The sequence below is a fragment of the Pseudomonas corni genome, from assembly GCF_057128765.1.
In genome coordinates, this window is the sequence record NZ_JBSKHW010000002.1 from 361,529 (window position 1) to 385,736 (window position 24,208).

Annotated in this window: 21 protein-coding genes and 1 pseudogene; 14 read left to right on the plus strand and 8 right to left on the minus strand. The window is 58.3% G+C overall.

What is annotated here, in order from left to right; genetic code table 11:
* The first annotated feature begins 13 nt into the window (after positions 1-13).
* Positions 14-811, plus strand: coding sequence for a phosphatase PAP2 family protein (locus ACWKV9_RS05305; RefSeq protein WP_483835040.1), 798 nt, complete (start codon positions 14-16; stop codon positions 809-811).
* A 130-nt stretch (positions 812-941) separates the two neighbouring features.
* On the opposite strand, the gene ACWKV9_RS05310 is transcribed toward ACWKV9_RS05305, so the two are convergent.
* On the minus strand, positions 942-1,343 hold the full coding sequence (locus tag ACWKV9_RS05310; RefSeq protein ID WP_483835041.1) for an RNA-binding S4 domain-containing protein: 402 nt from the start codon (positions 1,341-1,343) through the stop codon (positions 942-944).
* A 123-nt stretch (positions 1,344-1,466) separates the two neighbouring features.
* On the opposite strand from ACWKV9_RS05310, the gene rimA reads away from it, so the two are divergent.
* The 3 genes from rimA to rimK are packed head-to-tail and all read left to right on the plus strand — an operon-like array spanning position 1,467 to position 3,644.
* Positions 1,467-2,243, plus strand: a complete 777-nt coding sequence (gene rimA, locus ACWKV9_RS05315; RefSeq protein ID WP_483835042.1) for a S6 modification regulatory phosphodiesterase RimA — start codon at positions 1,467-1,469, stop codon at positions 2,241-2,243.
* 16 nt (positions 2,244-2,259) lie between these two features.
* A complete protein-coding gene (gene rimB, locus ACWKV9_RS05320) occupies positions 2,260-2,742 on the plus strand; it encodes a retropepsin-like aspartic endopeptidase RimB (protein ID WP_483835043.1) in 483 nt (160 codons plus the stop codon).
* Positions 2,739-3,644 (plus strand): 30S ribosomal protein S6--L-glutamate ligase, encoded by a 906-nt coding sequence (gene rimK, locus ACWKV9_RS05325; RefSeq protein ID WP_268798963.1) that lies wholly within the window; start codon positions 2,739-2,741, stop codon positions 3,642-3,644. The genes rimB and rimK overlap by 4 nt, the downstream gene beginning before the upstream one ends.
* Positions 3,645-3,752: 108 nt before the next feature.
* Here the strand turns inward: rimK and ACWKV9_RS05330 are convergent, their stop codons facing one another.
* Both ACWKV9_RS05330 and ompR read right to left on the minus strand, forming a co-directional pair.
* A complete protein-coding gene (locus ACWKV9_RS05330) occupies positions 3,753-5,066 on the minus strand; it encodes an ATP-binding protein (protein WP_483835044.1) in 1,314 nt (437 codons plus the stop codon).
* 173 nt (positions 5,067-5,239) lie between these two features.
* Positions 5,240-5,992 (minus strand): osmolarity response regulator transcription factor OmpR, encoded by a 753-nt coding sequence (gene ompR / locus ACWKV9_RS05335; RefSeq protein WP_483835045.1) that lies wholly within the window; start codon positions 5,990-5,992, stop codon positions 5,240-5,242.
* Between the two features lie 282 nt (positions 5,993-6,274).
* On the opposite strand from ompR, the gene ACWKV9_RS05340 reads away from it, so the two are divergent.
* The 3 genes from ACWKV9_RS05340 to gshA all read left to right on the plus strand — a co-directional run bounded on the left by ACWKV9_RS05340 (position 6,275) and on the right by gshA (position 10,767).
* Positions 6,275-8,599, plus strand: coding sequence for a Tex family protein (locus ACWKV9_RS05340; protein WP_483835046.1), 2,325 nt, complete (start codon positions 6,275-6,277; stop codon positions 8,597-8,599).
* On the plus strand, positions 8,599-8,982 hold the full coding sequence (locus ACWKV9_RS05345) for a PaaI family thioesterase (RefSeq protein ID WP_483835047.1): 384 nt from the start codon (positions 8,599-8,601) through the stop codon (positions 8,980-8,982). Before ACWKV9_RS05340 ends, ACWKV9_RS05345 begins: the two co-directional genes overlap by 1 nt.
* A 198-nt stretch (positions 8,983-9,180) precedes the next feature.
* Complete coding sequence (gene gshA, locus ACWKV9_RS05350) at positions 9,181-10,767, plus strand: glutamate--cysteine ligase (protein ID WP_483835048.1); 1,587 nt, start codon at positions 9,181-9,183, stop codon at positions 10,765-10,767.
* 163 nt (positions 10,768-10,930) lie between these two features.
* Here gshA and argA read toward each other — a convergent pair whose 3' ends face one another.
* On the minus strand, positions 10,931-12,229 hold the full coding sequence (gene argA / locus ACWKV9_RS05355) for an amino-acid N-acetyltransferase (protein WP_483835049.1): 1,299 nt from the start codon (positions 12,227-12,229) through the stop codon (positions 10,931-10,933).
* A gap of 117 nt (positions 12,230-12,346) precedes the next feature.
* Positions 12,347-13,498 (minus strand): acetylornithine deacetylase, encoded by a 1,152-nt coding sequence (argE, locus tag ACWKV9_RS05360; protein WP_483835050.1) that lies wholly within the window; start codon positions 13,496-13,498, stop codon positions 12,347-12,349.
* Between the two features lie 166 nt (positions 13,499-13,664).
* On the opposite strand from argE, the gene ACWKV9_RS05365 reads away from it, so the two are divergent.
* On the plus strand, positions 13,665-15,032 hold the full coding sequence (locus ACWKV9_RS05365; protein ID WP_483835051.1) for a CYTH domain-containing protein: 1,368 nt from the start codon (positions 13,665-13,667) through the stop codon (positions 15,030-15,032).
* A gap of 444 nt (positions 15,033-15,476) precedes the next feature.
* On the opposite strand, the gene ACWKV9_RS05370 is transcribed toward ACWKV9_RS05365, so the two are convergent.
* Positions 15,477-15,947: an Lrp/AsnC family transcriptional regulator gene (locus tag ACWKV9_RS05370; RefSeq protein WP_483835052.1), complete on the minus strand. Its 471-nt coding sequence runs from the start codon at positions 15,945-15,947 to the stop codon at positions 15,477-15,479.
* A gap of 150 nt (positions 15,948-16,097) precedes the next feature.
* Between ACWKV9_RS05370 and ACWKV9_RS05375 the strand changes: the two genes are divergently transcribed.
* The 4 genes from ACWKV9_RS05375 (at position 16,098) to ACWKV9_RS05390 (ending at position 19,941) form a co-directional block, all read left to right on the plus strand.
* Positions 16,098-16,445, plus strand: coding sequence for a hypothetical protein (locus ACWKV9_RS05375; RefSeq protein WP_483835053.1), 348 nt, complete (start codon positions 16,098-16,100; stop codon positions 16,443-16,445).
* Positions 16,446-16,565: 120 nt separating this feature from the next.
* Positions 16,566-18,350, plus strand: coding sequence for a type IV pilus assembly ATPase TfpB (tfpB, locus tag ACWKV9_RS05380; RefSeq protein ID WP_483835054.1), 1,785 nt, complete (start codon positions 16,566-16,568; stop codon positions 18,348-18,350).
* A gap of 195 nt (positions 18,351-18,545) precedes the next feature.
* Complete coding sequence (locus tag ACWKV9_RS05385) at positions 18,546-19,484, plus strand: SPFH domain-containing protein (RefSeq protein ID WP_483835055.1); 939 nt, start codon at positions 18,546-18,548, stop codon at positions 19,482-19,484.
* Between the two features lie 10 nt (positions 19,485-19,494).
* Entirely contained in the window at positions 19,495-19,941 is a 447-nt protein-coding gene (locus ACWKV9_RS05390) for an NfeD family protein (protein WP_483835056.1), read from the plus strand.
* Positions 19,942-19,963: 22 nt separating this feature from the next.
* On the opposite strand, the gene elbB is transcribed toward ACWKV9_RS05390, so the two are convergent.
* Together elbB and ACWKV9_RS05400 are read right to left on the minus strand one after the other, a co-directional pair.
* Entirely contained in the window at positions 19,964-20,632 is a 669-nt protein-coding gene (gene elbB, locus ACWKV9_RS05395; RefSeq protein WP_483835057.1) for an isoprenoid biosynthesis glyoxalase ElbB, read from the minus strand.
* Between the two features lie 216 nt (positions 20,633-20,848).
* Entirely contained in the window at positions 20,849-21,466 is a 618-nt protein-coding gene (locus ACWKV9_RS05400) for a DedA family protein (RefSeq protein ID WP_483835058.1), read from the minus strand.
* 371 nt (positions 21,467-21,837) lie between these two features.
* Between ACWKV9_RS05400 and ACWKV9_RS05405 the strand changes: the two are divergent.
* A pseudogene (locus tag ACWKV9_RS05405) lies at positions 21,838-21,980 on the plus strand (porphobilinogen synthase); the annotation flags it as partial.
* Between the two features lie 16 nt (positions 21,981-21,996).
* Positions 21,997-24,207, plus strand: coding sequence for a polyphosphate kinase 1 (gene ppk1, locus ACWKV9_RS05410; RefSeq protein ID WP_483835059.1), 2,211 nt, complete (start codon positions 21,997-21,999; stop codon positions 24,205-24,207).
* The last annotated feature ends 1 nt before the right edge of the window (position 24,208 follow it).

The window sequence follows — 24,208 nt, forward strand, 5'->3', positions numbered from 1 at the left end:
ATGGGGGCATTTTATGGAGTATCCCGCGCTGTTCCAACCCAGGTGGAATTTCAGCCGTTTTGTACTGTGTAATCTGGTAGCGCTTGCGCTGCTACTGGTGTGGATATGGCCGACGGGTCATGCACTGTTCACCCAGTTCGATGAGTGGCTGTTCCATCTGCTCAATCGCCCCCTGGAGCACAACACAGTGTGGCTTTACATCTGGACTGTCGCCAGTATGCGTCCCTTCGACGCGGTGGTCGGTATTATCCTGCTGACACTGCTGATCAAAGGCGACTGGGTGTTCAAAGCCGCACAGACCCGGGCGGCATTGATTGGGTTTGTCGTGACGCTGATCGTTCTGCTGATCATTCGTACGGTTTTCTCCAAAATCATCGACCACTCCGCGCTTCAGCATGACAGCGCGTCAGTGATGATTCCTGACGCCATCAAGCTAAGCGAAATCTTTCCGGTTCTTGAGGACAAGTGGCAGCTCAAGGACCGCTCCAGTCAAAGCTTCCCGGGTGACCACGCCTCGGTGCTGTTGATCTGGGCCATGTTCATGACCGTATTCAGCCGCACCGTCGGTCAGCGCGTGATCATCTGGGCACTGGCACTGCTATTTATGATGCCGCGCTTGGTGGCAGGGGCCCATTGGGGCCAAGACGACTACGTTGGCGGCGTCATGATCGCGCTGTTGGCGTTAGGCTGGAGCTACTACACGCCGTTCGTTGCCAAGGCGACTGCCCTGTTACTGAGGGCAACCGCGCCCATTTTCAAGCTGCTGGGTCGGGTGCCGCTGGTTAAGCATTTGAGCATTGTGCGTGGTTAATCAGGGTAGCTGACATCAATCCTGAGGGAGCGAACTCGTCCGCGCCGCGCGCGGTGAATCCGGTACATCTCCGGCGCCTGACTAACCGCATTCGCGGACAGGTCCGCTCCCACAAATTTTCAATCGGCGATCAATCATCTGCCGAATGAAAGTGAAATAACTGTCTGCGCTGTTTCTTGGTCGGCTTGCCATCGGTGGTCACACCCAGGCTGCCGGCCTTGCGCTGAGCGGCGGCGTTCTCCCGCTTGGCGAGGCTTTCGGGAGTCTCGCTGTATAGCAATTGAGCCTCAGGAGCGCCACGCCGGACGATGGACAGGGCGAGAACAACGACCGTGCGCTCGTCGAATCCGGCGCGAATTTGAAATTCATCTCCGACGCGCGGTTCCTTGCCGGGCTTGCAACGCTCGCCCCGACAATGCACCTTGCCGCTTTCGATAGCTGCTTTTGCCAAGGCACGCGTCTTAAAGAAGCGCGCGGCCCAGAGCCATTTGTCCAAACGAACCTTATCGTCTTCATCTGACTTTTGTGCCATCTGAATTCCTCGATTGAGTAATAGTCAGAAACTGTACTACGACACACCAATCACCCACCAATACCAACCCTTGATTAGAATGCACGCCAAGACCAATGGCGCCTGACTCATATGGAGTGCGATGTGACAGATTTTCCCACTTCTTTAACGTCGCCCGGCGGCTGCGCGGGATGTAAAACCAGTCCTGAGCTGGATTTCGACTTTGCGTTCGCCTACCAGCCCATCGTGGACCTGCGGGACCACTCGACATTTGCCCACGAAGCCCTGGTGCGTGGCGTCAATGGGGAAGGCGCTCTGTCGGTATTGAGTCGGGTCAACGATCAGAACCGCTACCGGTTCGACCAACTGTGCCGCACCCGGGCAATCGCCACTGCCGCCCACTTGGGCATGACCGAGCATTTGTCTATCAACTTCCTGCCCAACGCCGTATATCGCCCGGAGCTGTGCATACGCAGCACGCTGGAAGCCGCTCGGGCGCATAACTTTCCTTTGGACCGGCTGATTTTCGAAACCGTCGAAAGCGAGCAACTGGACACCGCTCATCTCGCGCATATCCTGCGCGAATACCGTGAGTACGGTTTTAAGACGGCCATCGACGATTTCGGTGCAGGCCATTCGGGTCTGACGCTGCTCGCAGATTTCCAACCCGACCTGATCAAGCTGGACATGGCGCTGATACGCGATATCCACCGGGATCGCGTTCGTCAGGCTATCGTTCGTGGTGTTGTCACAATGTGTACCGAGTTGGGCGTTACAGTCATCGCCGAAGGCATCGAACATGCCGAGGAACGGGACTTTCTCGCCGACTGCGGCATTTTTCTGATGCAGGGCTACTGGTTCGCCAAACCTGCATTCAAAGCCTTGGCCCAGATAGATTCGGGTGTTTGGCAGACCGCATGAAACGTACGGAACCGTATTGAAAACTTTTGATCATTTGACAGTCATTGGCCTACGCGAATGGGTGGCGCTTCCCGACTTGGGGGTTGCTGGCCTGCGAGCGAAAATCGATACCGGCGCGAGCACTTCAAGTCTGCATGCAACGGAAATCGAACCCTTCGAGCGCGACGGAGAGAAATGGGTACGCTTCAACGCGCACCTCGGCACGATCGTCCAACTGCGCCATCGCCGATGCGAAGCGCAACTGGTGGCCATGAAGACCATAAAAAGCTCCAACGGCCACGCGCAGGTGCGCTACGTGATTCGCACCACGCTTGCACTCGGTGATCGGGTCTGGCCGGTAGAGTTCACACTGGCCTGCCGCAAAGCCATGCGTTATCGGCTGCTACTGGGTTCCAACGCTTTGATTGACGGCCAGTTAGTGGTCAATCCGGGCATTACATACGTTCAGGACAAGCCGGTGTTCCCGGCCTCTAATTCCTCTGCCACAGGTGCTGCATGAAGATCGCTGTGCTTTCGCGAAACCCGCGTCTGTATTCAACCCGCCGTCTGGTCGAAGCTGGCATTGCGCGCGGCCACGAGGTGGTGGTGATCGATACCCTGCGTGCCTATATGAATATCGCCAGTCATAAGCCGCAGATTCACTATCGAGGCAAGCCACTGGAAGGCTTTGACGCGGTCATCCCGCGCATTGGCGCTTCCGTCACGTTTTACGGCTGTGCCGTACTGCGTCAATTTGAAATGATGGGCGTTTTCCCCCTCAACGAATCCGTCGCGATTGCCCGTTCACGGGACAAGCTGCGCTCGCTGCAGTTGCTGTCACGGCGCGGGATTGGCCTCCCTGTGACAGGCTTTGCTCACTCACCGGATGACATCCCCGATCTGATCCAGATGGTCAACGGCGCGCCGTTGGTGATCAAAGTGTTGGAAGGCACTCAAGGCATTGGCGTGGTGCTGTGTGAAACCGCGACTGCGGCTGAATCGGTGATCGAGGCGTTCATGGGCCTCAAGCAGGACATCATGGTGCAGGAGTACATCAAGGAAGCCGGAGGCGCAGATATCCGCTGCTTCGTGGTTGGCGACAAGGTGATTGCGTCGATGATGCGGCAGGCCAAGCCTGGGGAGTTTCGCTCCAACCTGCACCGCGGCGGGACGGCGAGCCTTATCAAGATAACGCCAGAGGAGCGCATGACTGCGATTCGCGCGGCGAAGGTCATGGGTTTGAGCGTTGCCGGCGTCGACATCCTGCGCTCCAATCACGGCCCGCTGGTGATGGAGGTCAACTCTTCGCCAGGTCTTGAAGGTATTGAAACGACAACTGGCAAGGATGTGGCCGGGATGATCATTCAATACATCGAGAAAAACGGCGGACCGCACATGACGAGGACCAAAGGTAAGGGCTGAGAAACGAAAAACTGTAGGAGTACGCTTGCCCGCAATAGCGTCAGACCAGACACACCAATGGTTTCTGACCGACCACAATTGCGGGCAAAGGCGCTCCTGCAAACCAGCCTAATCGGCATCTCGCGGCAGCATCAAGCCCAATGGCAGCCTGACCCTGGCTTCAAGGCCGCCACCTGAACGGTTACGCAATTCGACATTGCCGCCGTGCATCGCAGCAATCCGCTTGACGATTGCCAACCCCAACCCCGTGCCCTTCCCGCTTCGTGCGCGGTCGCCACGAATGAATGGGTTGAAGATACCTTCCAGCTCCGACTCATCAATCCCTGCCCCCCGATCAAGCACGCTGAGTACTACATAGGGTGCGCCACTGTCTCCCGAAACGTAGGCCGCGACTTCAACACCATTACCTGCGTGATGCATGGCATTGCCGATCAGGTTCGCCAGCAGGCGCTTCAACGAAATGCGCCGAAGCGGGAAAGGCGGAATGGGTTCAAGACACAAGCGGATCTGCTCTTCAGGACTGTTGTAGGGCGCCACCACTTCACGGACCAACTGGCCGAGATCAACCTCTTCGATTTCCTCGTCACGGCCGTCGCGAATGAACGCCAGGAACTGATCAAGAATAGCGTCCATATCTTCGATATCGCGCACCATCCCCGCAGTCAAGTCGTTGTCACCCGGCATCAGCTCAAGAGACAGCCGCAGTCGCGTCAATGGCGTGCGCAAATCGTGGGACACACCGGCCAGCATCAATTCCCGCTCCTGCCCGGCCTGCTCGACGTCCTCAGCCATCTGGTTGAACGCACGATAGACCTCGGTCATCTCGCTGGGCGTGTCGCTGACCGGCAGACGCACGCTGCGCCCCTGACCCAGTTGACGCGCTGCGAACACCAGCCGCTTCAGTGGCTGATTGAGCTGGCTGACGAAAATCCAAGCGGATGCCGTAGATAACAATCCGATAGCCAGGAACCAGCCCAGCACACTCCAGATCTTCTGCCCCCGCAACGGGTGCGGATACAGCGGCACCTTCAACCAGCCATCGCCCAGGCTTGGCGCACGCACCCATAACGCTGGCGGTGCATGTACGCGCAATCGCACTTCGGTATCGGCCCCCAGTTCGGCCTGCATCTGACGCTGATAGATCTCCGAATACGGCCAATGCTGCTCGCCTTCCGGCACACCGCCGCCCACCACACGAATCAAGCCTGCAGCCTCGGCAATGGGTTCGCGGTCGCTTTCATCGGCTGCCCAGTACGCACGCAGCGTCAACGCTACGCCATGGCTGTATTGCCGATCGACCAGCACGTCTTCGTTCATCAATAGATAAACCAGTGTCAGCGCCTTGGAAAACAGGACGACAATAAGCACCAGCCAGAGGGTGCGTGAGAAAAAGCTTTGCGGAAACCACAGCGGTGTCTTCATAACAGCAGCTACACACTTTGCAGGAGCGAGTAAGGCTCGGATTTTATTGCGGCTCGGCGGATCGAGAGGTACGCCAAAACCAGCCACACCGACAGCCCCATTTATGGAGAAGTCAGAGCGACTGGAGCTTAGGCTGGGCGTAGACACCGCCCTGAAATGCGACCGGTCAGTGATTATTTTTCGGCATTGGCGTCGCTATTGCCGTCCGGCACGAACACGTAGCCCACACCCCAAACGGTCTGAATGTAACGCGGCTTGGCAGCGTCCGGCTCGATCAGACGCCGCAAACGGGAGATCTGCACATCGATGGAGCGCTCCAGCGCGTCCCATTCGCGGCCACGGGCGAGGTTCATCAACTTGTCGCGGGTCAGTGGCTCACGCGCATGCATGACCAACGCTTTGAGAACCGCAAATTCGCCGGTGGTGAGCATGTGAACTTCATTGCCACGCTTAAGCTCGCGCGTAGCCAGGGACAGCTCATACTCGCCGAACGTAACAGACTCGTCTTCGGTACCTGGCGCCCCGGGAACCGGAACGGCTTGACGACGCAGGACCGCTTTGACGCGAGCCATGAGTTCGTCGGGGTTGAAAGGTTTGGCCAGGTAATCGTCTGCGCCAAGCTCAAGACCCTTGATCCGGCTCAGCTCGTCGCCCTTGGCGGTAAGCATGATGATCGGCACCTGATTGTTCGCTGCACGCAGGCGACGGCAGGCGGAAAGACCGTCTTCGCCCGGCAGCATCAGATCCAGCACAACAAGGTGGAAAACCTCGCGAGCCAACAAGCGATCCATTTGCTCTACGTTGGCCACAGCACGGGCACGATAGCCCTTGCTGGTGAAAAAGCGCTCTAACAGACTGCTAAGGCCCGGGTCATCATCAACAATGAGGATTTTCTCGCCTTCAACCGTTTGTGCGGTGCTGCTCATAGGATGCTCCTTTGATCTCGGCGCGCATTATGGCGTAGCTGCTGTGATGCGCACCGTGTGCATTGTTAGCAGATTTTTCCTGAGCTGCCACTGACGCTCTTGGGCGCGGGTTTGCGAAGGATAATCCGGACATTGCCGAGCCCCTTGGGCGGGGCGGCATCGGCGGGTCCCCTATTCGGGGTTGGCTGGGTATAATGCGCCGCCTTCAAGGTCAGGCAACGCTTAATCAAGGCAGTTCGCCAGTAGCTGGATTTTTAGCACATACATTTGCCAGGTGGTTTTATGGACAGTATCAACAGCCGCATCGCCGAAGAACTCGGTGTCCGCCCGCAACAGGTCGAAGCGGCCGTCGCGCTACTGGATGAAGGCTCAACCGTGCCCTTCATTTCTCGCTACCGTAAAGAAGTGACTGGCAGCCTCGATGACACTCAGTTGCGACATCTGGAAGAGCGCCTGCGCTACCTGCGCGAGCTGGATGAGCGTCGTATCAGCATCCTTGCCAGCATCGAAGAGCAAGGCAAGCTGACGCCAGAATTGGCACGTGACATCAAACTCGCCGACACCAAAACCCGCCTCGAAGACCTTTATCTCCCTTATAAACAAAAACGCCGCACCAAGGGCCAGATCGCCCTGGAAGCCGGTTTGGGTGAGTTGGCCGACGGTCTGTTCAACGACCCGAGCCTGACCCCGGACACCGAAGCGGCACGCTTCATCGACGCCGAAAAAGGCGTGGCCGACGTCAAGGCAGCGCTTGAAGGCGCTAAATATATCCTCATGGAGCGCTTCGCCGAAGACGCCAGCCTGCTGGAAAAGCTGCGCAGCTTCCTCAAGCACGAAGCCGTGATCAGCGCGCGTGTTGTCGCTGGCAAGGAAGAAGAAGGCGCCAAGTTCCGCGATTACTTCGAACACGACGAACCGCTCAAAAGCATGCCCTCACACCGCGCGCTCGCCATTTTCCGTGGCCGCAACGAAGGCATCCTCAGCTCCGCGCTGAAAGTCGGCGAAGAACTGCCAGGCACCATGCACCCATGCGAAATGATGATCAGTGAGCGGTTCGGCTTGCAGAATCAGAACCGCCCCGCCGACAAGTGGCTGGCCGAAGTGGTGCGCTGGACCTGGAAGGTAAAACTCTATTCGCATCTGGAAACCGACCTGTTCGGCGAGCTGCGCGAAGGTGCAGAAACCGAAGCGATCAACGTGTTCGCCCATAATCTGCACGACCTGCTGCTGGCCGCTCCGGCCGGTCCGCGCGCTACGCTGGGCCTGGACCCGGGATTGCGCACCGGTTGCAAAGTCGCCGTGGTCGATTCCACTGGCAAGCTGCTCGACTACGCTACGGTTTACCCGCACGTCCCAAAAAACCAGTGGGACCAGACTATCGCCGTATTGGCTGCCCTTTGCGCCAAGCACGCGGTTGACTTGATTGCCATCGGCAACGGCACCGCCAGCCGCGAAACCGACAAACTGGCTGCTGACCTGATTAAAAAATATCCAGGCCTGAAAATGACCAAAGTCATGGTTTCCGAGGCGGGTGCATCGGTGTACTCCGCGTCCGAGCTGGCGGCCAAGGAATTCCCGGACCTGGACGTGTCCATCCGTGGCGCGGTTTCCATTGCTCGTCGCCTGCAAGACCCGTTGGCCGAACTGGTGAAGATCGATCCGAAATCCATCGGCGTCGGCCAATACCAGCACGATGTGTCGCAGCTCAAGCTGGCGCGTGGGCTGGATGCTGTAGTCGAGGACTGCGTAAACGCCGTAGGCGTGGATGTGAACACCGCCTCCGTCGCCCTGCTGGCCCGCATTTCCGGCCTCAACACCACGCTGGCGCAGAACATCGTCGCCCACCGTGACGAGAACGGCGCTTTCAGAACCCGCGCATCGCTGAAGAAAGTCGCGCGTCTGGGCGAAAAAACCTTCGAACAGGCTGCAGGCTTCCTGCGTGTCATGAACGGCGACAATCCGCTGGATTCTTCAGCCGTTCACCCGGAAGCCTATCCGCTGGTGCAACGCATCGCCGCTGAAACCGATCGCGACATTCGCTCGCTGGTGGGTGACGCCAGCTTCCTCAAGCGTCTGGACCCGAAAAAGTACACCGACGAAACATTCGGTCTGCCGACAGTGACCGACATTCTGCAAGAGCTGGAAAAACCCGGTCGCGATCCACGCCCCGAGTTCAAAACGGCTGAATTCCAGGACGGTGTCGAAGATCTCAAGGATCTGCAACTGGGCATGATCCTGGAAGGTGTCGTCACCAACGTCACCAACTTCGGTGCGTTCGTCGACATCGGTGTGCATCAGGACGGCCTGGTGCACATCTCGGCGCTGTCGGAGAAGTTCATCAAGGACCCCCGCGAAGCGGTCAAGGCCGGCGACGTGGTGAAAGTGAAGGTCATGGAAGTCGATATCCCGCGCAAACGCGTCGGCCTGTCGATGCGCATGAGCGACACGCCCGGCGAAAAAATCGACGGTGCACGTGGCGCGCGTCCGGGCTCAGCCCCACGCCAGCAACAATCCAGTGCTCCACGCAAGGAAACCGTCACGGCAGCCCCGGCCAACAACGCCATGGCCTCGCTGTTCGCCAACGCCAAACAACTGAAGAAGCGCTGATGGAAATTCCAGATGAATTGACTCAAAGCGCGTACTTCAAAACCCTCGGCTGTCGCGTCGTGCGACTGGGCGAGGGTGTAGCTGAGGTTGCGCTGGCGCTTGAACCGCACTTACGTAATCGTGGCAACGTCATGCACGGCGGGGCGATTTTCAGCCTTGTCGATATCGCCATGGGACTGGCGTGTTCCAGTTCCCATGGTTTTGAACAGCGCAGCGTCACGATTGAATGCAAAATCAACTATGTGCGCGGCGTGGCCGACGGTGAAGTGACCTGTGTGAGCACGGTCCTGCACGCCGGCAGGCGAACGCTGGTGGTCGAAGCCGAAGTACGTCAGGACGACAAACTTGTCGCGAAAGCGCAGGGCACGTTCGCTGTCGTCTAGCTGTCCGACATGGTTATGGGGTAATTTTGGCACTGTGTAACAGTGTCGAAATACTCTGAAATCGATGCTGGATCATCGGTTACCGGAAACCGGGCGTTCAGGCCGAAACGAGGCGTCAACGCCAGTTTTTTTCCTCACCCTTGTAGACCGTCATTACGATCCCCATATAGGGCCGACTGATGCGTGAAGGAATTCAACTTGAGCGAAATTCTCAACCGCCGCCTGGCTCTGCTTAGCGAGCGCACCAACCTCTCCTTATTGGAGCAGTGCTTGCACGGCATCGAGCGTGAATGTTTACGCGTGACAGGTGATGCCCGCCTGGCCCAGACGCCGCACCCCGAGGCCCTCGGCGCTGCGCTGACCAACGAGCAGATCACCACCGACTACTCCGAGTCGCTTCTGGAATTCATCACGCCTGCGCTGAAGAATCCGGCTGAAACTCTGGCGAGCCTGGATCAGATCCACCGCTTCGCTTACAGCAAGCTGGGTAGCGAGTTCCTCTGGAGCCCGTCGATGCCCTGCCCGCTGCCCGCCGAGGAAGATATTCCGATCGCCTATTACGGCACGTCGAATATCGGTCAGCTCAAGTATGTCTATCGCAAGGGCCTGGCCCTGCGCTATGGCAAGACGATGCAATGCATCGCTGGCATTCATTACAACTTTTCGCTGCCGGAGGCCATCTGGCCGCTGCTCAAGCAGACCGAAGATTTCGAAGGCGACGCTCGTGACTATCAGTCTCACAGTTATATCGGGCTGATTCGTAACTTCCGTCGCTACAGCTGGTTGCTGATGTATCTGTTTGGCGCATCGCCTGCGCTGGACGCCAGTTTCTTGCGCGGTCGTTCTCATCAGCTGGAGCAACTGGACGCCGATACGTTGTATCTGCCGTATGCCACCAGCTTGCGCATGAGCGATTTGGGCTATCAGAGCAACGCTCAAGCCGACCTTACCCCTTGCTACCACGATCTGATCAGCTACACCGACAGCCTGCGCAAAGCCGTTGCGACGCCTTACGCGCCGTATGTCGAGATCGGCACGCATAAGGACGGTGAGTGGATTCAGCTCAATACCAACGTTCTGCAGATCGAAAACGAGTATTACTCGACCATTCGCCCCAAACGCGTGACGTATTCCGGAGAACGTCCAATTCAGGCGTTGGTTGCCCGCGGCGTGCAGTACGTTGAGGTCCGCTGCCTGGACATCAACCCGTTCCTGCCCACCGGCATCGACTTGCAACAGTCACGCTTCATGGACGCGTTCATTTTGTTCTGCGCGCTACAGGAAAGCCCGCAGCTGGCGGAAAACGAATGCAACAACGCCGCTTCGAACTTCCTGACGGTGGTCAAGGAAGGTCGTCGTCCGGGCCTGGAATTGAATCGCAATGACACAACCATCGACCTGAAAGTCTGGGCCGACGAGTTGCTGGACAAGATCGAGCCGATCATCGCGTTGCTGGATGAAAGCCAGGGCCTTGATGAGCACGCCAAATCGCTGGCCGTGCAGCGCGCGAAAGTGGCTGATGCATCGCTGACGCCGTCGGCGCAGGTGCTGGCGAGCATGGCCGAGCACAAGGAAGGCTTCACGGCGTTCTCGTTCCGTCAGAGCCAGGCCCATGCTGAACACTTCCGCAGCCAGCCATTGAGCGTTGAAGAGCAGTCACATTTCGAAAGTCTGGCCCGCAACTCCCTCGCGCAACAGGCGGAGCTGGAGCAAACCGAAGAAGTGGTCGACTTCGACACCTTCGTCGGCGCGTATCAGGCGAGTATCTTGGCGATCAGTAACTGATCTATATGTGAGTCAAAACAAATTGTGGGAGCGGACTCGTCCGCGAATGCGCCGGTACAGTCGATAGATTTCTATCAACTTCACCGAAGCATTCGCGGACGAGTCCGCTCCCACATTTGATTCCATACCCGGCAACCGGGTACACCCTCGTCGTTGAATGCGCTTACAACGCCTTCTCAAAAATCTTCGAATTACGCTGATAGTTGTAAAGCGACGCCCGCGCGCTCGGCAGGCGATCAACGCTGCTTGGCTCAAAACCACGCTCGCGGAACCAGTGAGCGGTGCGCGTGGTGAGCACGAACAGGGTTTTGAGCCCCAACTCCCGAGCACGCTCTTCGATGCGTTCCAGCAATTCATCCCCTCGCCCGCCGTGACGATAATCCGGGTTAACCGCCAGACACGCGAGTTCCCCAGCCTGCGAGTCGGCAATCGGGTAAAGCGCCGCACAGGCGATAATCAGCCCTTCGCGCTCGACCACACTGAACTGCTCGACCTCACGCTCCAGCACTTCACGCGACCGCCGCACAAGGATGCCCTGCTCTTCCAATGGCGTAATCAGCTGCATCAGACCGCCGACATCGCCGATTCCCGCCTCACGCACGAACTCGAACTGCTCTTGCGCCACCAGCGTACCGCCGCCAGCACGAGTGAACAGCTCCGACAGCAATGCGCCGTCTTCGGCATAACTGACGATATGGCTGCGCGCCACGCCGCCGCGACAGGCTTCAGCAGCAGCATCCAGCAATTCAGCCTGATAGTTATTGCCCAACCGTTGCAGGTGCGCCGGGACTTGCTGCGGCCGCAATTCGCGCACCAGCTTGCCTTGTGCATCCAGCAAACCGGGCTCGGCGCCGAACAACAGCAGCTTGTCGGCGGCGAGATCCACTGCCGCGCGGGTGGCGACGTCTTCGCACGCGAGGTTGAAAATTTCACCGGTCGGCGAATAGCCCACGGGCGACAGCAGCACGATGGAGCGTTCGTCCAGCAACCGATTGATGCCCTTGCGATCGATACGGCGCACTTCGCCGGTGTGCTGATAATCGACGCCTTCAAGCACACCGATTGGCCGCGCCGTCACCAGGTTGCCGCTGGTCACACGCAAACGTGAGCCCTGCATCGGTGAGGCGGCCATGTCCATCGACAGACGTGCCTCGATGGCCAGGCGCAGTGCGCCCACGGCGTCGATCACGCATTCCAAAGTCGCTGCGTCCGTAATGCGCATGTCGCGATGGAAATGCGGTGTCAGCCCACGCGCTTGCAGACGCGCTTCAATCTGTGGACGGGAACCGTGAACCAGCACCAGTCGCACGCCCAGGCTGTGCAACAGCACAAGGTCGTGAACGATATTGCCGAAGTTGGGGTGATCGACGCCGTCGCCAGGCAGCATGACGACGAAAGTGCGATCGCGGTGGGCATTGATGTAGGGAGATGCGTGACGAAGCCAATTAACGTAATCGGGCATAACCGAAAGAGCCTGTAAAAAGAGGGACGAGGGGTAGAAAAAACTCAAAGCCACATGAGCTTTATCGTCGGAACAGGCTTGGCAACACGCGCACTCTCCTTCTAGGTAGCGCCTGACTCACCGGGCAGGCGTCAGGCAATAATGTTCGATCAATTGGCGAAGCAAACGCACTGTAGGCTGCAAGCGTGACATTTCAAGGTATTCACCGGGTTGGTGAGCGCAAGCGATGTCGCCAGGGCCTAACACGATGGTTTCGCAGCCGAGGCGCTGAAGATAAGGCGCTTCGGTACCAAATGCCACTGCTTGGGCCGTATGACCGGTCAGACGCTCGGCAACACGCACCAGTTCCGCATCGGCGCTTTCTTCGAACGGCGACACTTCGGAAAACAGCGGCGCGTAGTTGATCTGCACCTGATGCATTTCGGCCAGCGGCTGAAGCTTTTGCCGGATGGCAGCGCGTAACATTTCCGGATCCATCCCCGGCAATGGCCGTAGGTCAAACTCCAGCGAGCATTGCCCGCAGATCCTGTTTGGGTTGTCGCCGCCATGAATACAGCCGAAATTCATCGTTGGCTGCGGCACGCTGAACTGCGGATTGCGAAATTGCGTCTGCCACTGCGCGCGCAACCCTTTTAGCTCACCGATGGCGTCGTACATCGCTTCGAGGGCGCTGTGTCCCAGGCTGGGGTCCGAGGAATGGCCGCTGCGCCCCAAAATCTCGATGCGCTCCATCATCACGCCTTTGTGCAGCCGGATCGGCTTCAAGCCTGTCGGTTCGCCGATTACCGCTGCACGGCCCAAAGGCTTGCCTGCTGCGGCCAGAGCCTTCGCGCCCGACATTGAGCTCTCTTCGTCACACGTAGCGAGAATGATCAGCGGCTGTTTAAACGGCTGGTCGATCAAGTCGCGCACGGCTTCGATGATCAGGGCGAAAAAGCCTTTCATGTCGCAGCTGCCGAGTCCTACCCAACTGCCGTCCACTTCCGTCAATTTGAGTGGGTCGGTCTTCCACAACGCATCGTCATACGGAACGGTGTCGCTGTGACCTGCCAATACAAGGCCGCCGGGGCCGGTGCCGTAGGTCGCCAGTAGATTGAATTTGCCGGGCAGCACTTGCTGGATATCGCAGATGAAACCCAAATCCCCCAACCAGCCGGCCAGAAGATCGATGACGGGCCGGTTGGATTGATCCAGCGCTGGCTGAGTGCAGCTCACCGAAGGCGCAGCGATCAAGGCCGCGAACTGGTCTTTCATGGATGGCAACGGCATGGGCACTTCCTCAAAACGGTGAAGACACGCGACCCATCATAGGGTGATTGGCGTCCGGGAATAAACTGTCACGGGTGATGTCCTGTACACTGCTCGGCCGTTGCAGCTGTGTCGAACCCGGCTGCGCCCCCCGTTTATCAGCGATCAGCGCTTGGATTCTCCGGCCATGCAGAAAGAAACAGAAATCAAACTCCGCGTCAGCCGCGAAACCCTCATCGCGCTGCGCGAGCACCCGTTGCTCAAGAAACGCAACAAAAGCGGTTGGGAGCGTCTTGAGCTGTTCAACCAATATTTCGACACCCCAGAGCGCGAACTGGCTCAAGCCAAAGTCGCGCTGCGCCTGCGCCGTGATGGTGACGCGATCATCCAGACCCTCAAGACCCGCGGCCAAAGCGTTGCGGGCCTGTCTGAGCGCAACGAGTACAACTGGGATCTGCCCAAAGCCAAGCTGGACCTGAAGAAACTCGACGGCGAATGCTGGCCCGAGCAATTGGCGGATCTGGACAAAAAGACCATCAAGCCGGTGTTCACTACCGATTTCGTCCGCGAAAAAGCCGAAATCGCCTGGGGCCGTGGCAAATCAAAGGTCGTGATCGAAGCCGCGCTGGACCTGGGCAAAGTCATCGTCGGCAAGCAGGAAGAAGAAATCTGCGAGCTGGAGCTGGAGCTGCGTGAAGGCGAGCCCGCGGCACTGCTGGAATTGGCTGCCGAGCTGGCCGAAAAGCTCGCGCTGATGCCGTGTGACATCAGCAAAGCCGAGCGCGGCTATCGCCTGTCGGACGCCAGCAGCTACACAGTGAAATTGCCTACGCCAGAGATCCCGGCCGAACTGGCGCTGGACGAGGCGTTCAACGCCATCGCCTGGTTCTTGCTGGGCAGCAGCCAGCGTCTGGCCGAGCAATATCGTTTCAACGGTCACTGGAGCCTTTTGCAGGAATGGGTCGAAGTGCTCGCCGAACTGCGCGCATTGGCCGGCAGCCTTGGTCAGGCCGCACCACGCTCGACCACTCATAACCTGCGTGCCGCGCTGGACGCCTTGATCGAAGACTGGCGCACGCTGGTACAAGCCGGTCAGGAAGACGCCGATGTCCGTGCCGCCGCCCATGAGCAGTTCATTGAAGAACTGGAAGATCCACGCTGGGGCCAGTTCTCCCTGAACACCTCGCGCTGGTTGATGGCACGAAGCTGGACGCTTGAGCGCAACAACCGTGGCAATCGTCAGGGCGCTGCGATGGTTGAAAGCTGGGTCGCACGCTTCCTTGCCGACGAGGCGACCGCGCTGAATCTGGCGCGCTATCAGCAGCAGCCGGAAGATCTGGCGGAGCAATTGCCGCGCATCGAGCGTATTCAAGTCTGGCTGCACTACGCCCGCTCGGCGTTGGATTTGCCGGAGCTGGATCGACTGTACGGCGAGCTGAACAAGCTGGAGCAACTGGCGCACCTGGACATCACCGATGAAATCCTTGATGCCCGCATGCAGCAAACCATCGTCGTGCTGCAAAGCCGCTCATGGAAAACGCTGCTGAAGATGTAATTCGGTAAAACTCCTGCGCCTGCTTCACCGCATCGCGAGCAAGCTCCCTCCCACGGGTTTCTGTCCGGCGAATAATTTTCGCCAACCGAAACACTGTGAGAGGGAGCTTGCTCGCGATGCCTCTACAGGTTCTGCGCCCTACCTTTACCAGCAGGGACGTTCTTCTAATGACGGATCAAGTCCGCTTCTGCCGAAGGCGTAGGAGCCTTGCTTGCAGGCGATCGACCGGGCACCGGTCGCAAAACCCGGCGCCGCCGACTCGGCCGATACCCCGCACTTATCGCATTTACCGCATTTACTGCCGGTGCCCGGCAGATCGTCAGCAAGCTGGACTCCTACGGCCTGCGGCCAGAATCAACAGCGGCACTGATCGACCAAAAGGTGACGCATGAACTGTGGGAGGGAGCTTGCTCGCGATGCTTCTGAGGTAGTCCGCGCGGCGGACTACCGGTCAATCGGCAGGCTGGTGGTCGATTTGATCTCCGACAGCGCCACGGTTGAATTCACTTCCTGTATCCCCGGCACCAGCGACAGTTTTTCGAAGAAGAAGCGCTCATACGCCTCAATGTCCGGCGTGACGATTCTCAACAAAAAATCCACCGACCCCATCAACACGTAGCACTCCAGCACTTCGGGAAATCCGCGAATTGCTTCAGTGAACTCAGTGAAGTTTGAGCGGCCGTGGGCGTTGAGTTTCACTTCGGCGAAGATCTGCGTGTTCAGGCCGATTTTCTTTCGGTCCAGCAGTGTCACCTGACGCCGAATTACCCCCTCATCCTTCAAGCGTTGAATCCGCCGCCAGCACGGCGACTGCGATAATCCCACCTGCTCGGCGATCTGCGCGCTGGACAGTGAAGCGTCCTCCTGCAACAGCGCGAGAATCTTGCGATCGTACCCGTCTAGCTCGATTTGCATAAATAATTCTCGAAACAAGCTATATGCACATTAACAAGTCAAATCTAGTCTAATTCAATGGATCTCCGACCAGAAATTTCTTTTCCTGCGTGTAAATATTTCTCTCATTGAGGTCACCCGCCATTCGCAGGTAAAAAAGGAGCGTCCCGCATGTCTCATCTCGAAGCCGTCCACTGTGCCCCGCTGCGTCCGGATGCCTGGTCCGCCGATAACGCGCATTGTCGCGCCCGCTATCAAATTCTGGCCGAAGCTGAGCCTGACCTGCTATGTCGGGTGCTCAACCTTTTCGCGATGCAGTATTTGATCCCGCAGCAAGTCAGCGTGTTGCAGCAAGACGGTCTGCTCATGATCGAGGCTCAGGTGGGTGAGTTGACGTGGCATCGCGCGCAAGTCATTGGTGAAAAGATGCGCAGTTTGATCAGTGTTTGCTCAGTCGAGCTTGAATCGATCTACGACTTGCAGTCGCTGCCGGAGCCAATGTCACTCGCGGCGGGTTGAGCCACTGGATTAGCGAAGAAAAATATTGGCAACGCTTACTCACACGTCGGACGCAACAACTGGCACGCTTGGGACTACTCTTGCTTACCGAAGTAAGCCGTCTCGTCCAAAGGAGCCTGCATGTCCGTCCTCGCCTCATCATCTCAGGACCGCTGGCTGGATCTGAACGATCTGTTGCGTGACCTCGTTACACAGGGATTTCTGGATCAGGACAGCGCCGAGCAGGCGCTGACCATTCGCCGCAGCGCACAAAACGCCAGCATCCACCCGCTGGAATTCATCGCGACCCAGCAATTCGAAAACCTTCGACGTCCCGGTAGAAAGCTCGACCTGGAAACCCTGACCGCATGGCTGGCCGAACAGGTCGGTCAGCCATACCTGCGCATTGACCCGCTAAAGATCAACGTCGCCGCCGTAACCCCGCTGATGTCATACGCCTTTGCTCAACGCCACAAGATTCTGGCGGTTAACGTAGACCGCGATGCAGTGACCATTGCCAGCGCGCAGCCCCACGTCAGCGCGTGGGAAGCAGACCTGACTCACGTGCTGAAGCTGCCCATCAAACGCGTCGTGGCGAACCCCGTAGACATCCAGCGCCTGGCCGTCGAGTTCTATCGGCTGGCCAAGTCTGTCAGCGGCGCCAACGCAACTGATCAGAAACTGACCAACCTGGGTAACTTCGAGCAACTGCTCAAGCTTGGCGCCAGCGACCAGGAGCCCGACGCCAACGATGCTCACATCGTCAACATCGTCGACTGGCTGTTTCAGTACGCTTTCCAGCAACGCGCCAGCGATATACACATCGAACCTCGCCGTGATCAGGGCATGGTTCGGTTTCGCATTGATGGCGTGCTGCACAACGTTTACCAATTCCCATCTCAGGTGAACATGGCGATCGTCAGTCGCCTGAAAAGCCTGGGTCGGATGAACGTGGCGGAAAAGCGCAAACCCCAGGACGGCCGAGTCAAGACCAAGACGCCCGACGGTGGCGAAGTCGAATTGCGTTTATCCACGTTGCCGACGGCATTCGGCGAAAAAATGGTCATGCGTATTTTCGACCCGGAAGTGCTGCTCAAGGACTTCGATCAACTGGGTTTTTCCAATGATGACCTGCGCCGCTGGCAGGACATGACTCGCCAGCCCAACGGCATCATTCTGGTCACCGGGCCGACCGGTTCCGGCAAGACCACCACGCTTTACACCACCTTGAAGAAGCTCGCGACGTCAGAAGTCAATCTCTGCACCATCGAAGACCCGATCGAGATGGTCGAGCCCGCGTTCAATCAGATGCAGGTCCAGCACAACATTGATCTGACGTTTGCCAGCGGCGTTCGCGCACTGATGCGGCAAGATCCGGACATCATCATGATTGGCGAAATTCGTGATCTGGAGACCGCCGAAATGGCGATCCAGGCAGCGCTCACCGGCCACTTGGTGCTGTCGACACTACACACCAACGACGCGCCCAGCGCGATCAGCCGGCTGTTGGAGTTGGGGGTGCCGCATTATTTGCTCAAAGCCACGATTCTTGGGGTGATGGCGCAACGGCTGGTGCGCACATTGTGTCCCCACTGCAAGGCGCCGATAGAGCTGGACGAGGCCGACTGGCAGACCCTGACAAGGCCGTGGCAAGCGCCCGTTCCAACCGGAGCGCATAAGGCGGTGGGCTGCGCTGAGTGTCGCGAAACAGGCTACCGGGGACGCGCGGGGGTGTACGAGATCATGGTGTTGTCGGATGCGGTGAAATCGCAGATCGTCGCGGACCTGGACCTCACGGGCCTGCGTCGTCAGGCCTTCAAAGAAGGAATGCGCAGCCTGCGCCTGTCCGGCGCTCAGAAAGTCGCAGCCGGTTTGACTACGCTTGAAGAAGTACTGCGCGTAACGCCGCAGAGCGAGCAGCGGTAGTGAACGCGCGTGAACTCCAACGTGGGAGCGGACCCGTCCGCGAAGGCTGAGCGTCAGGCGGTAGATATCGGAAGGATGCATCGGCCTCTTCGCGGACAGGTCCGCTCCCACAAAATCGCAGCATGTCAGGTCGACCTGATCGGCGCCTGATGCTCGCGCTGAATGACCCCATTCAACAACCAACAGGGAAAGGTTATGCAAATCGGTAGTGTGGTTTTACTGTTTGTCGCGCTGGCGATCGCCATTGTGTTCATGGGCTTCAAAGTGGTGCCGCAGGGCTACCAATGGACGGTTGAGCGCTTTGGGCGATACACCAACACGCTCAAACCGGGGCTGAACATCATCGTGCCCGTCATGGACCGCATTGGTCGCAAGATCAATGTCATGGAAAGCGTCCTCGACATACCACCCCAAGAGGTCATCACCGCCGATAACGCAACCGTGCAGATCGATGCGGTGTGCTTCTTCCAGGTGGTCAACACCGCCCAGGCCGCGTACGAGATCAACAATCTGGAACACGCGCTGCGCAACCTGTTGCAGACCAACATCCGCACCGTGCTCGGCTCGATGGAGCTGGATGCCATGCTCAGCCAGCGCGACAACATCAACGAAAAGCTGCTGCGCACCGTTGATGAAGCCACCGCACCTTGGGGCATCAAGATCACGCGGATCGAAATCAAGGACATCAGTCCACCAGCAGATTTGATGGCAGCCATGAGCGGCCAGATGAAAGCCGAGCGGATCAAGCGCGCGCAAATTCTCGAAGCCGAAGGCCTGCGCGCATCCGCCATCCTCACGGCCGAGGGCAAGAAACAAGCGCAGATTCTAGAGGCCGAAGGTGGTCGTCAGGCTGCGTTCCTAGAGTCCGAAGCACGCGAACGACAAGCGGAAGCGGAAGCCCGGGCAACCCAAGTGGTATCCGAAGCTATCGCCACCGGCAACGTGCAGGCGATCAATTATTTCGTCGCTCAGAAATACATCGACGCGCTGGGCCAGCTCGCATCGGCGAACAACAGCAAAGTGATCCTCATGCCGCTGGAAGCCAGTCAGGTGATCGGCGCTGTGGGTGGCATCGGCGAAATAGTCAAAGCCACGTTCGGCACGCCGCCGCCTGCGCCAACCAAGAAAGTCTGAGGGGGCGAGCATGCTCTATTATCTGCAAACCCTGTCGTTCTGGGACTGGCTGGCACTGGGCACCGTTCTGCTGATTCTCGAAGTATTCGGCGCTGGCGGTTATCTACTGTGGATCGGCGTGGCGGCGGCCGCTGTCGGTATTCTCACCTACATTCTTCCAGGCATGTCGTGGGAGCTGCAGTTTTTGCTATTTGCCGTGCTCTCGGTGCTGACCGCCGTGTACTGGTGGCGTCGGCAACGGGTGGTGATCCGGCAATCGGATCAACCAGGTTTGAACATGCGCGGCCAAGAGCTTATCGGCCGCACGTTCACGGTTCACGACGCGATCACCGCCGGACGCGGCAAGATCAAAGTCAACGACGGCGTGTGGATGGTAATTGGCCCGGATGCACCGGCTGGCAGTCTGGTGCGGGTGGTGAGTCAGGATGGCGCCATTCTGAAGGTTGAACCCGCCTGACAATGCCCGGGCAATATCGGCTTTACGCGTCGTTCTCGTGGGTCAACTCAAGCACGCGATCCACCAGCTTGTTGATCCCCGACGCGGCCTCACTGATTGACTTGGCAACCATGTAGGCCGGTGTACTAATTAATTTGCGCGCCTTGTCTTCGACGATATCAGTGACGTCGCAATCTTCGTGCTTGCCGCCCATTCGGGTGATATGCGCCGCTGTCTCAGGGTCGTTACCGATGGTGCAGGTCACGCCGGGACCATAGATTTTCGCCGCCAGCGCAGGCGACACGCAGATCAACCCGATTGGCTTGCCCGCTTCGGCAAACGCTTCGGCCATCGCCAATACTTCCGCCTGCACCTTGCAGCCCGAACCTTCAGCGGCGAAGTTCGACAGGTTCTTCGCTGCACCGAAACCGCCGGGAATGATCAGCGCGTCGAACTCGGTGATATCGGCTTCGCGGATGTCTTCAATGGCGCCGCGCACGATGCGCGCCGACTCGATGAGCACGTTGCGCGTCTCAGGCATTTCTTCGCCGTTGAGATGGTTGATGACGTGGTGCTGCGTGATGTTGGGCGCGAAGCACTTCACTTGCGCTCCGCGTTGATCGAGCCGCAGCAGGGTGAGCACGCTTTCCTGGATTTCCGCGCCGTCGTGGACGCCACAGCCAGAAAGAATGACAGCTACTTTTTTGGTCATGCTGTGTGCTCCCTTTCGTTGGCGCGCCGAAGGCAGATGAGCGCGCCGGTCAGTCGATTTCCATGGCGTGTGGTGTGCAACCTGAAAGCGCCAGCTTTAACGATAGAGTCAAATGGCAGCCACACGCAGAATCTTATTTACATGGATCGCGACAACAGCAGGGTGTTCATTCTTTAGACGGGATGCTGACTAGGGAAAACCGCGCAAGGGGGCAGTTTATTCGTCCGGACGATCTTTGACTTCGATCACAGCCGGTACGGCGAGCTTGGCTTGTCTGGCGATGCGCGCGTTCTTCAGGCGACGACGCAGCCACAGGCCTGCGCCCAGCAGCAACAACGCGCCGAGGACCCACAGTTCGTATTTCTTGACGTTGCCCAACAAGCCTTCGAGCACCGCACCAAAGTGGTAGGCCGCAGTACCTAGCGCAGCGGCCCACACCGCCGCGCCAATGCCGTTGAGCAATAAGTAACGGCCCGGCGGGTAGCCCGAAAGACCGATCGCAACTGGCATGACAGTGCGCAGCCCATAGACGAATCTGAAGCTCAGAACCCAGATGTCCGGGTGACGCCGAATGTGCTCCAGCGCACGGTCGCCCATCAGTTGCCATCGCGGTTTGCGCGCCAACAGTTTGCGGCCATGCTTGCGCCCCATGAAGTACCAGAGCTGATCGCCGGCGTAGCTGCCGAAGAACGCTACGACTACCACAAGCTTGATGTCCATGTATCCGCGGAACGCAAGGAATCCAGCGAGCACCAAAATGGTCTCACCTTCAAAGAAGGTCCCGAGGAAGAGGGCGAAGTAGCCGAATTCTTGTAGAAATTGCTGGAGCATCATGTGGGTGCTGGCGAAATGAACGCGCAGCCTAACTCGCCCACGACATTCAGGAAAGTGTGCAAATGTGTCTCGGCGTTAAAGTTTCCTACGAGGTAGACGGATAAATCGTTCAGAAGTGATGGCCATGTCTCGACGCCCGGTGGCAACCAAGACTGTCACACGGTGGTCATAATCGCAGCCTATAACTGTCGCGCTTGCCCGCCGGCGCGGGTTTAATGTATCCCGACAGGCCTTAGCCACTGAATGCCTCACTCGACTGTCGACCAAGAGCAAGCAATTGGCTAGTCGCGTGACTGACGCATCAAGCGTGGCGTCTTCATCGTTATGGCCTGCCCTGCGACCGACTGTCGCGAACCGATCAGCGGTTAAGGGCAATGCACATGGCCGCGATTCAGAATGGGTGGCTGAGCGAGGGTACGATTTTGCGCCCCTCACCGCTTTTCAACGCGCTGGCGCACACGGCATTCCAACTTATTTCGCCGTACGCGCAGCCCAACTGTTAAAAGGGCAGTAGCCTCACAGGATCATTCATGAATACCGAAGGACTCACCGAAGCCGCCGTCGAAGTCGACGCCCAGGAGACAGTGCCCGTGGTCGAACCGACGATTGAAGTCGTACCGGCCTTCGAGCCTCATCATCCGGCGACGCCCGCCATCATCATCCCGAATCTGGATGACAGCAGCCTCTACATCCATCGCGAGTTGTCCCAACTGCAATTCAACATTCGCGTGTTGGAGCAGGCGCTCGATGAGTCCTATCCCCTGCTTGAGCGCTTGAAATTTTTGCTGATCTTTTCCAGCAATCTGGACGAGTTCTTCGAAATTCGTGTCGCAGGCCTCAAGAAACAGATCACTTTCGCCCGCGAGCAGGCAGGTGCCGACGGCCTGCAGCCGCACCAGGCGCTCGCCCGCATCAGCGAACTGGTACACGGCCACGTCGACCGCCAGTACGCGATCCTCAACGACATCCTGTTGCCGGAATTGGAGAAACATCAGGTCCGCTTCATTCGTCGCCGTTACTGGACCACCAAGCTGAAAGCCTGGGTGCGTCGTTATTTCCGTGACGAAATTGCGCCGATCATCACCCCGATCGGCCTCGACCCCACGCACCCGTTCCCGCTGCTGGTAAACAAGAGCCTGAACTTCATCGTCGAGCTTGAAGGCATCGACGCCTTTGGTCGCGACTCGGGCCTTGCGATCATCCCGGCACCGCGCTTGTTGCCGCGCATCATCAAAGTGCCGGAAGACGTCGGTGGCCCGGGCGACAACTACGTGTTCCTGTCGTCGATGATTCACGCCCACGCTGATGACCTGTTCCAAGGCATGAAGGTCAAGGGCTGCTATCAGTTCCGCCTGACCCGTAACGCCGACCTGGCGCTGGACTCAGAAGACGTCGAAGACCTGGCCCGCGCACTGCGCGGCGAGTTGTTCTCCCGTCGTTACGGCGATGCGGTGCGTCTGGAAGTGGCAGACACCTGCCCGAAACACCTGTCGGATTACCTGCTCAAGCAATTCAACCTGAGCGAAACCGAGCTGTATCAGGTCAATGGCCCGGTCAACCTGACGCGGCTGTTCAGCATCACTGGCCTGGACAGTCATCCAGAGCTGCAATACCTGCCGTTCACCCCGGCGATTCCCAAGCTGCTTCAGAACAGCGAAAACATTTTCAACGTGATCAGCAAGCAAGACATTCTGCTGCTGCATCCGTACGAGTCCTTCACGCCGGTCGTGGATTTGCTGCGCCAGGCCGCCAAAGACCCTCACGTGCTGGCCGTGCGTCAGACTCTGTATCGCAGCGGCGCCAACTCCGAAATCGTCGATGCGCTGGTGGATGCGGCGCGTAACGGCAAAGAGGTCACGGTTGTTATCGAGCTGCGCGCGCGCTTTGATGAAGAGTCCAACCTGCAACTGGCAAGCCGTCTGCAGGCCGCCGGTGCGGTAGTGATCTACGGCGTGGTGGGTTTCAAGACTCACGCCAAGATGATGCTCATCCTGCGACGCGAAGCCGGCGAAATTGTCCGTTACGCGCACTTGGGCACGGGCAACTACCATGCTGGCAACGCTCGTCTGTACACCGACTACAGCCTGCTGACTTCCGACGACGCGCTGTGCGAAGACGTCGGCAAACTCTTCAGTCAATTGATCGGCATGGGCAAAACGCTGCGCATGAAGAAGCTGCTGCACGCGCCGTTCACCCTCAAAAAGGGCATGCTCGACATGATTGCCCGGGAAATGCAGTTCGCTCTTGAAGGCAAGCCTGCGCACATCATCGCCAAATTCAACTCGCTGACCGATCCGAAGATCATCCGCGCGCTGTACAAGGCAAGTCAGTCTGGCGTGAAGATCGATCTTGTAGTGCGTGGCATGTGCTGCCTGCGTCCGGGGATTGCGGGCGTGTCCCACAACATTCACGTGCGCTCGATCATCGGCCGCTTCCTGGAACACACCCGGGTCTTCTATTTCCTAAATGGAGGCGAAGAGCAGATGTTCCTGTCCAGTGCCGACTGGATGGAGCGCAATCTGGATAAACGTGTTGAGACTTGCTTTCCCGTTGAGGGCAAGAAGCTGATCCTGCGCGTGAAGAAAGAACTTGAGGTGTATCTCACCGATAACACCCACAGCTGGCTGCTGCAGTCTGACGGCCGCTACATACGCAGCACGCCGACCGGCAACCAGAACGCTCGAAGCGCCCAGGCAACCCTGCTGGAGCGCCTGAGCAATCCGGTGCTAATCGTCAGGTAAG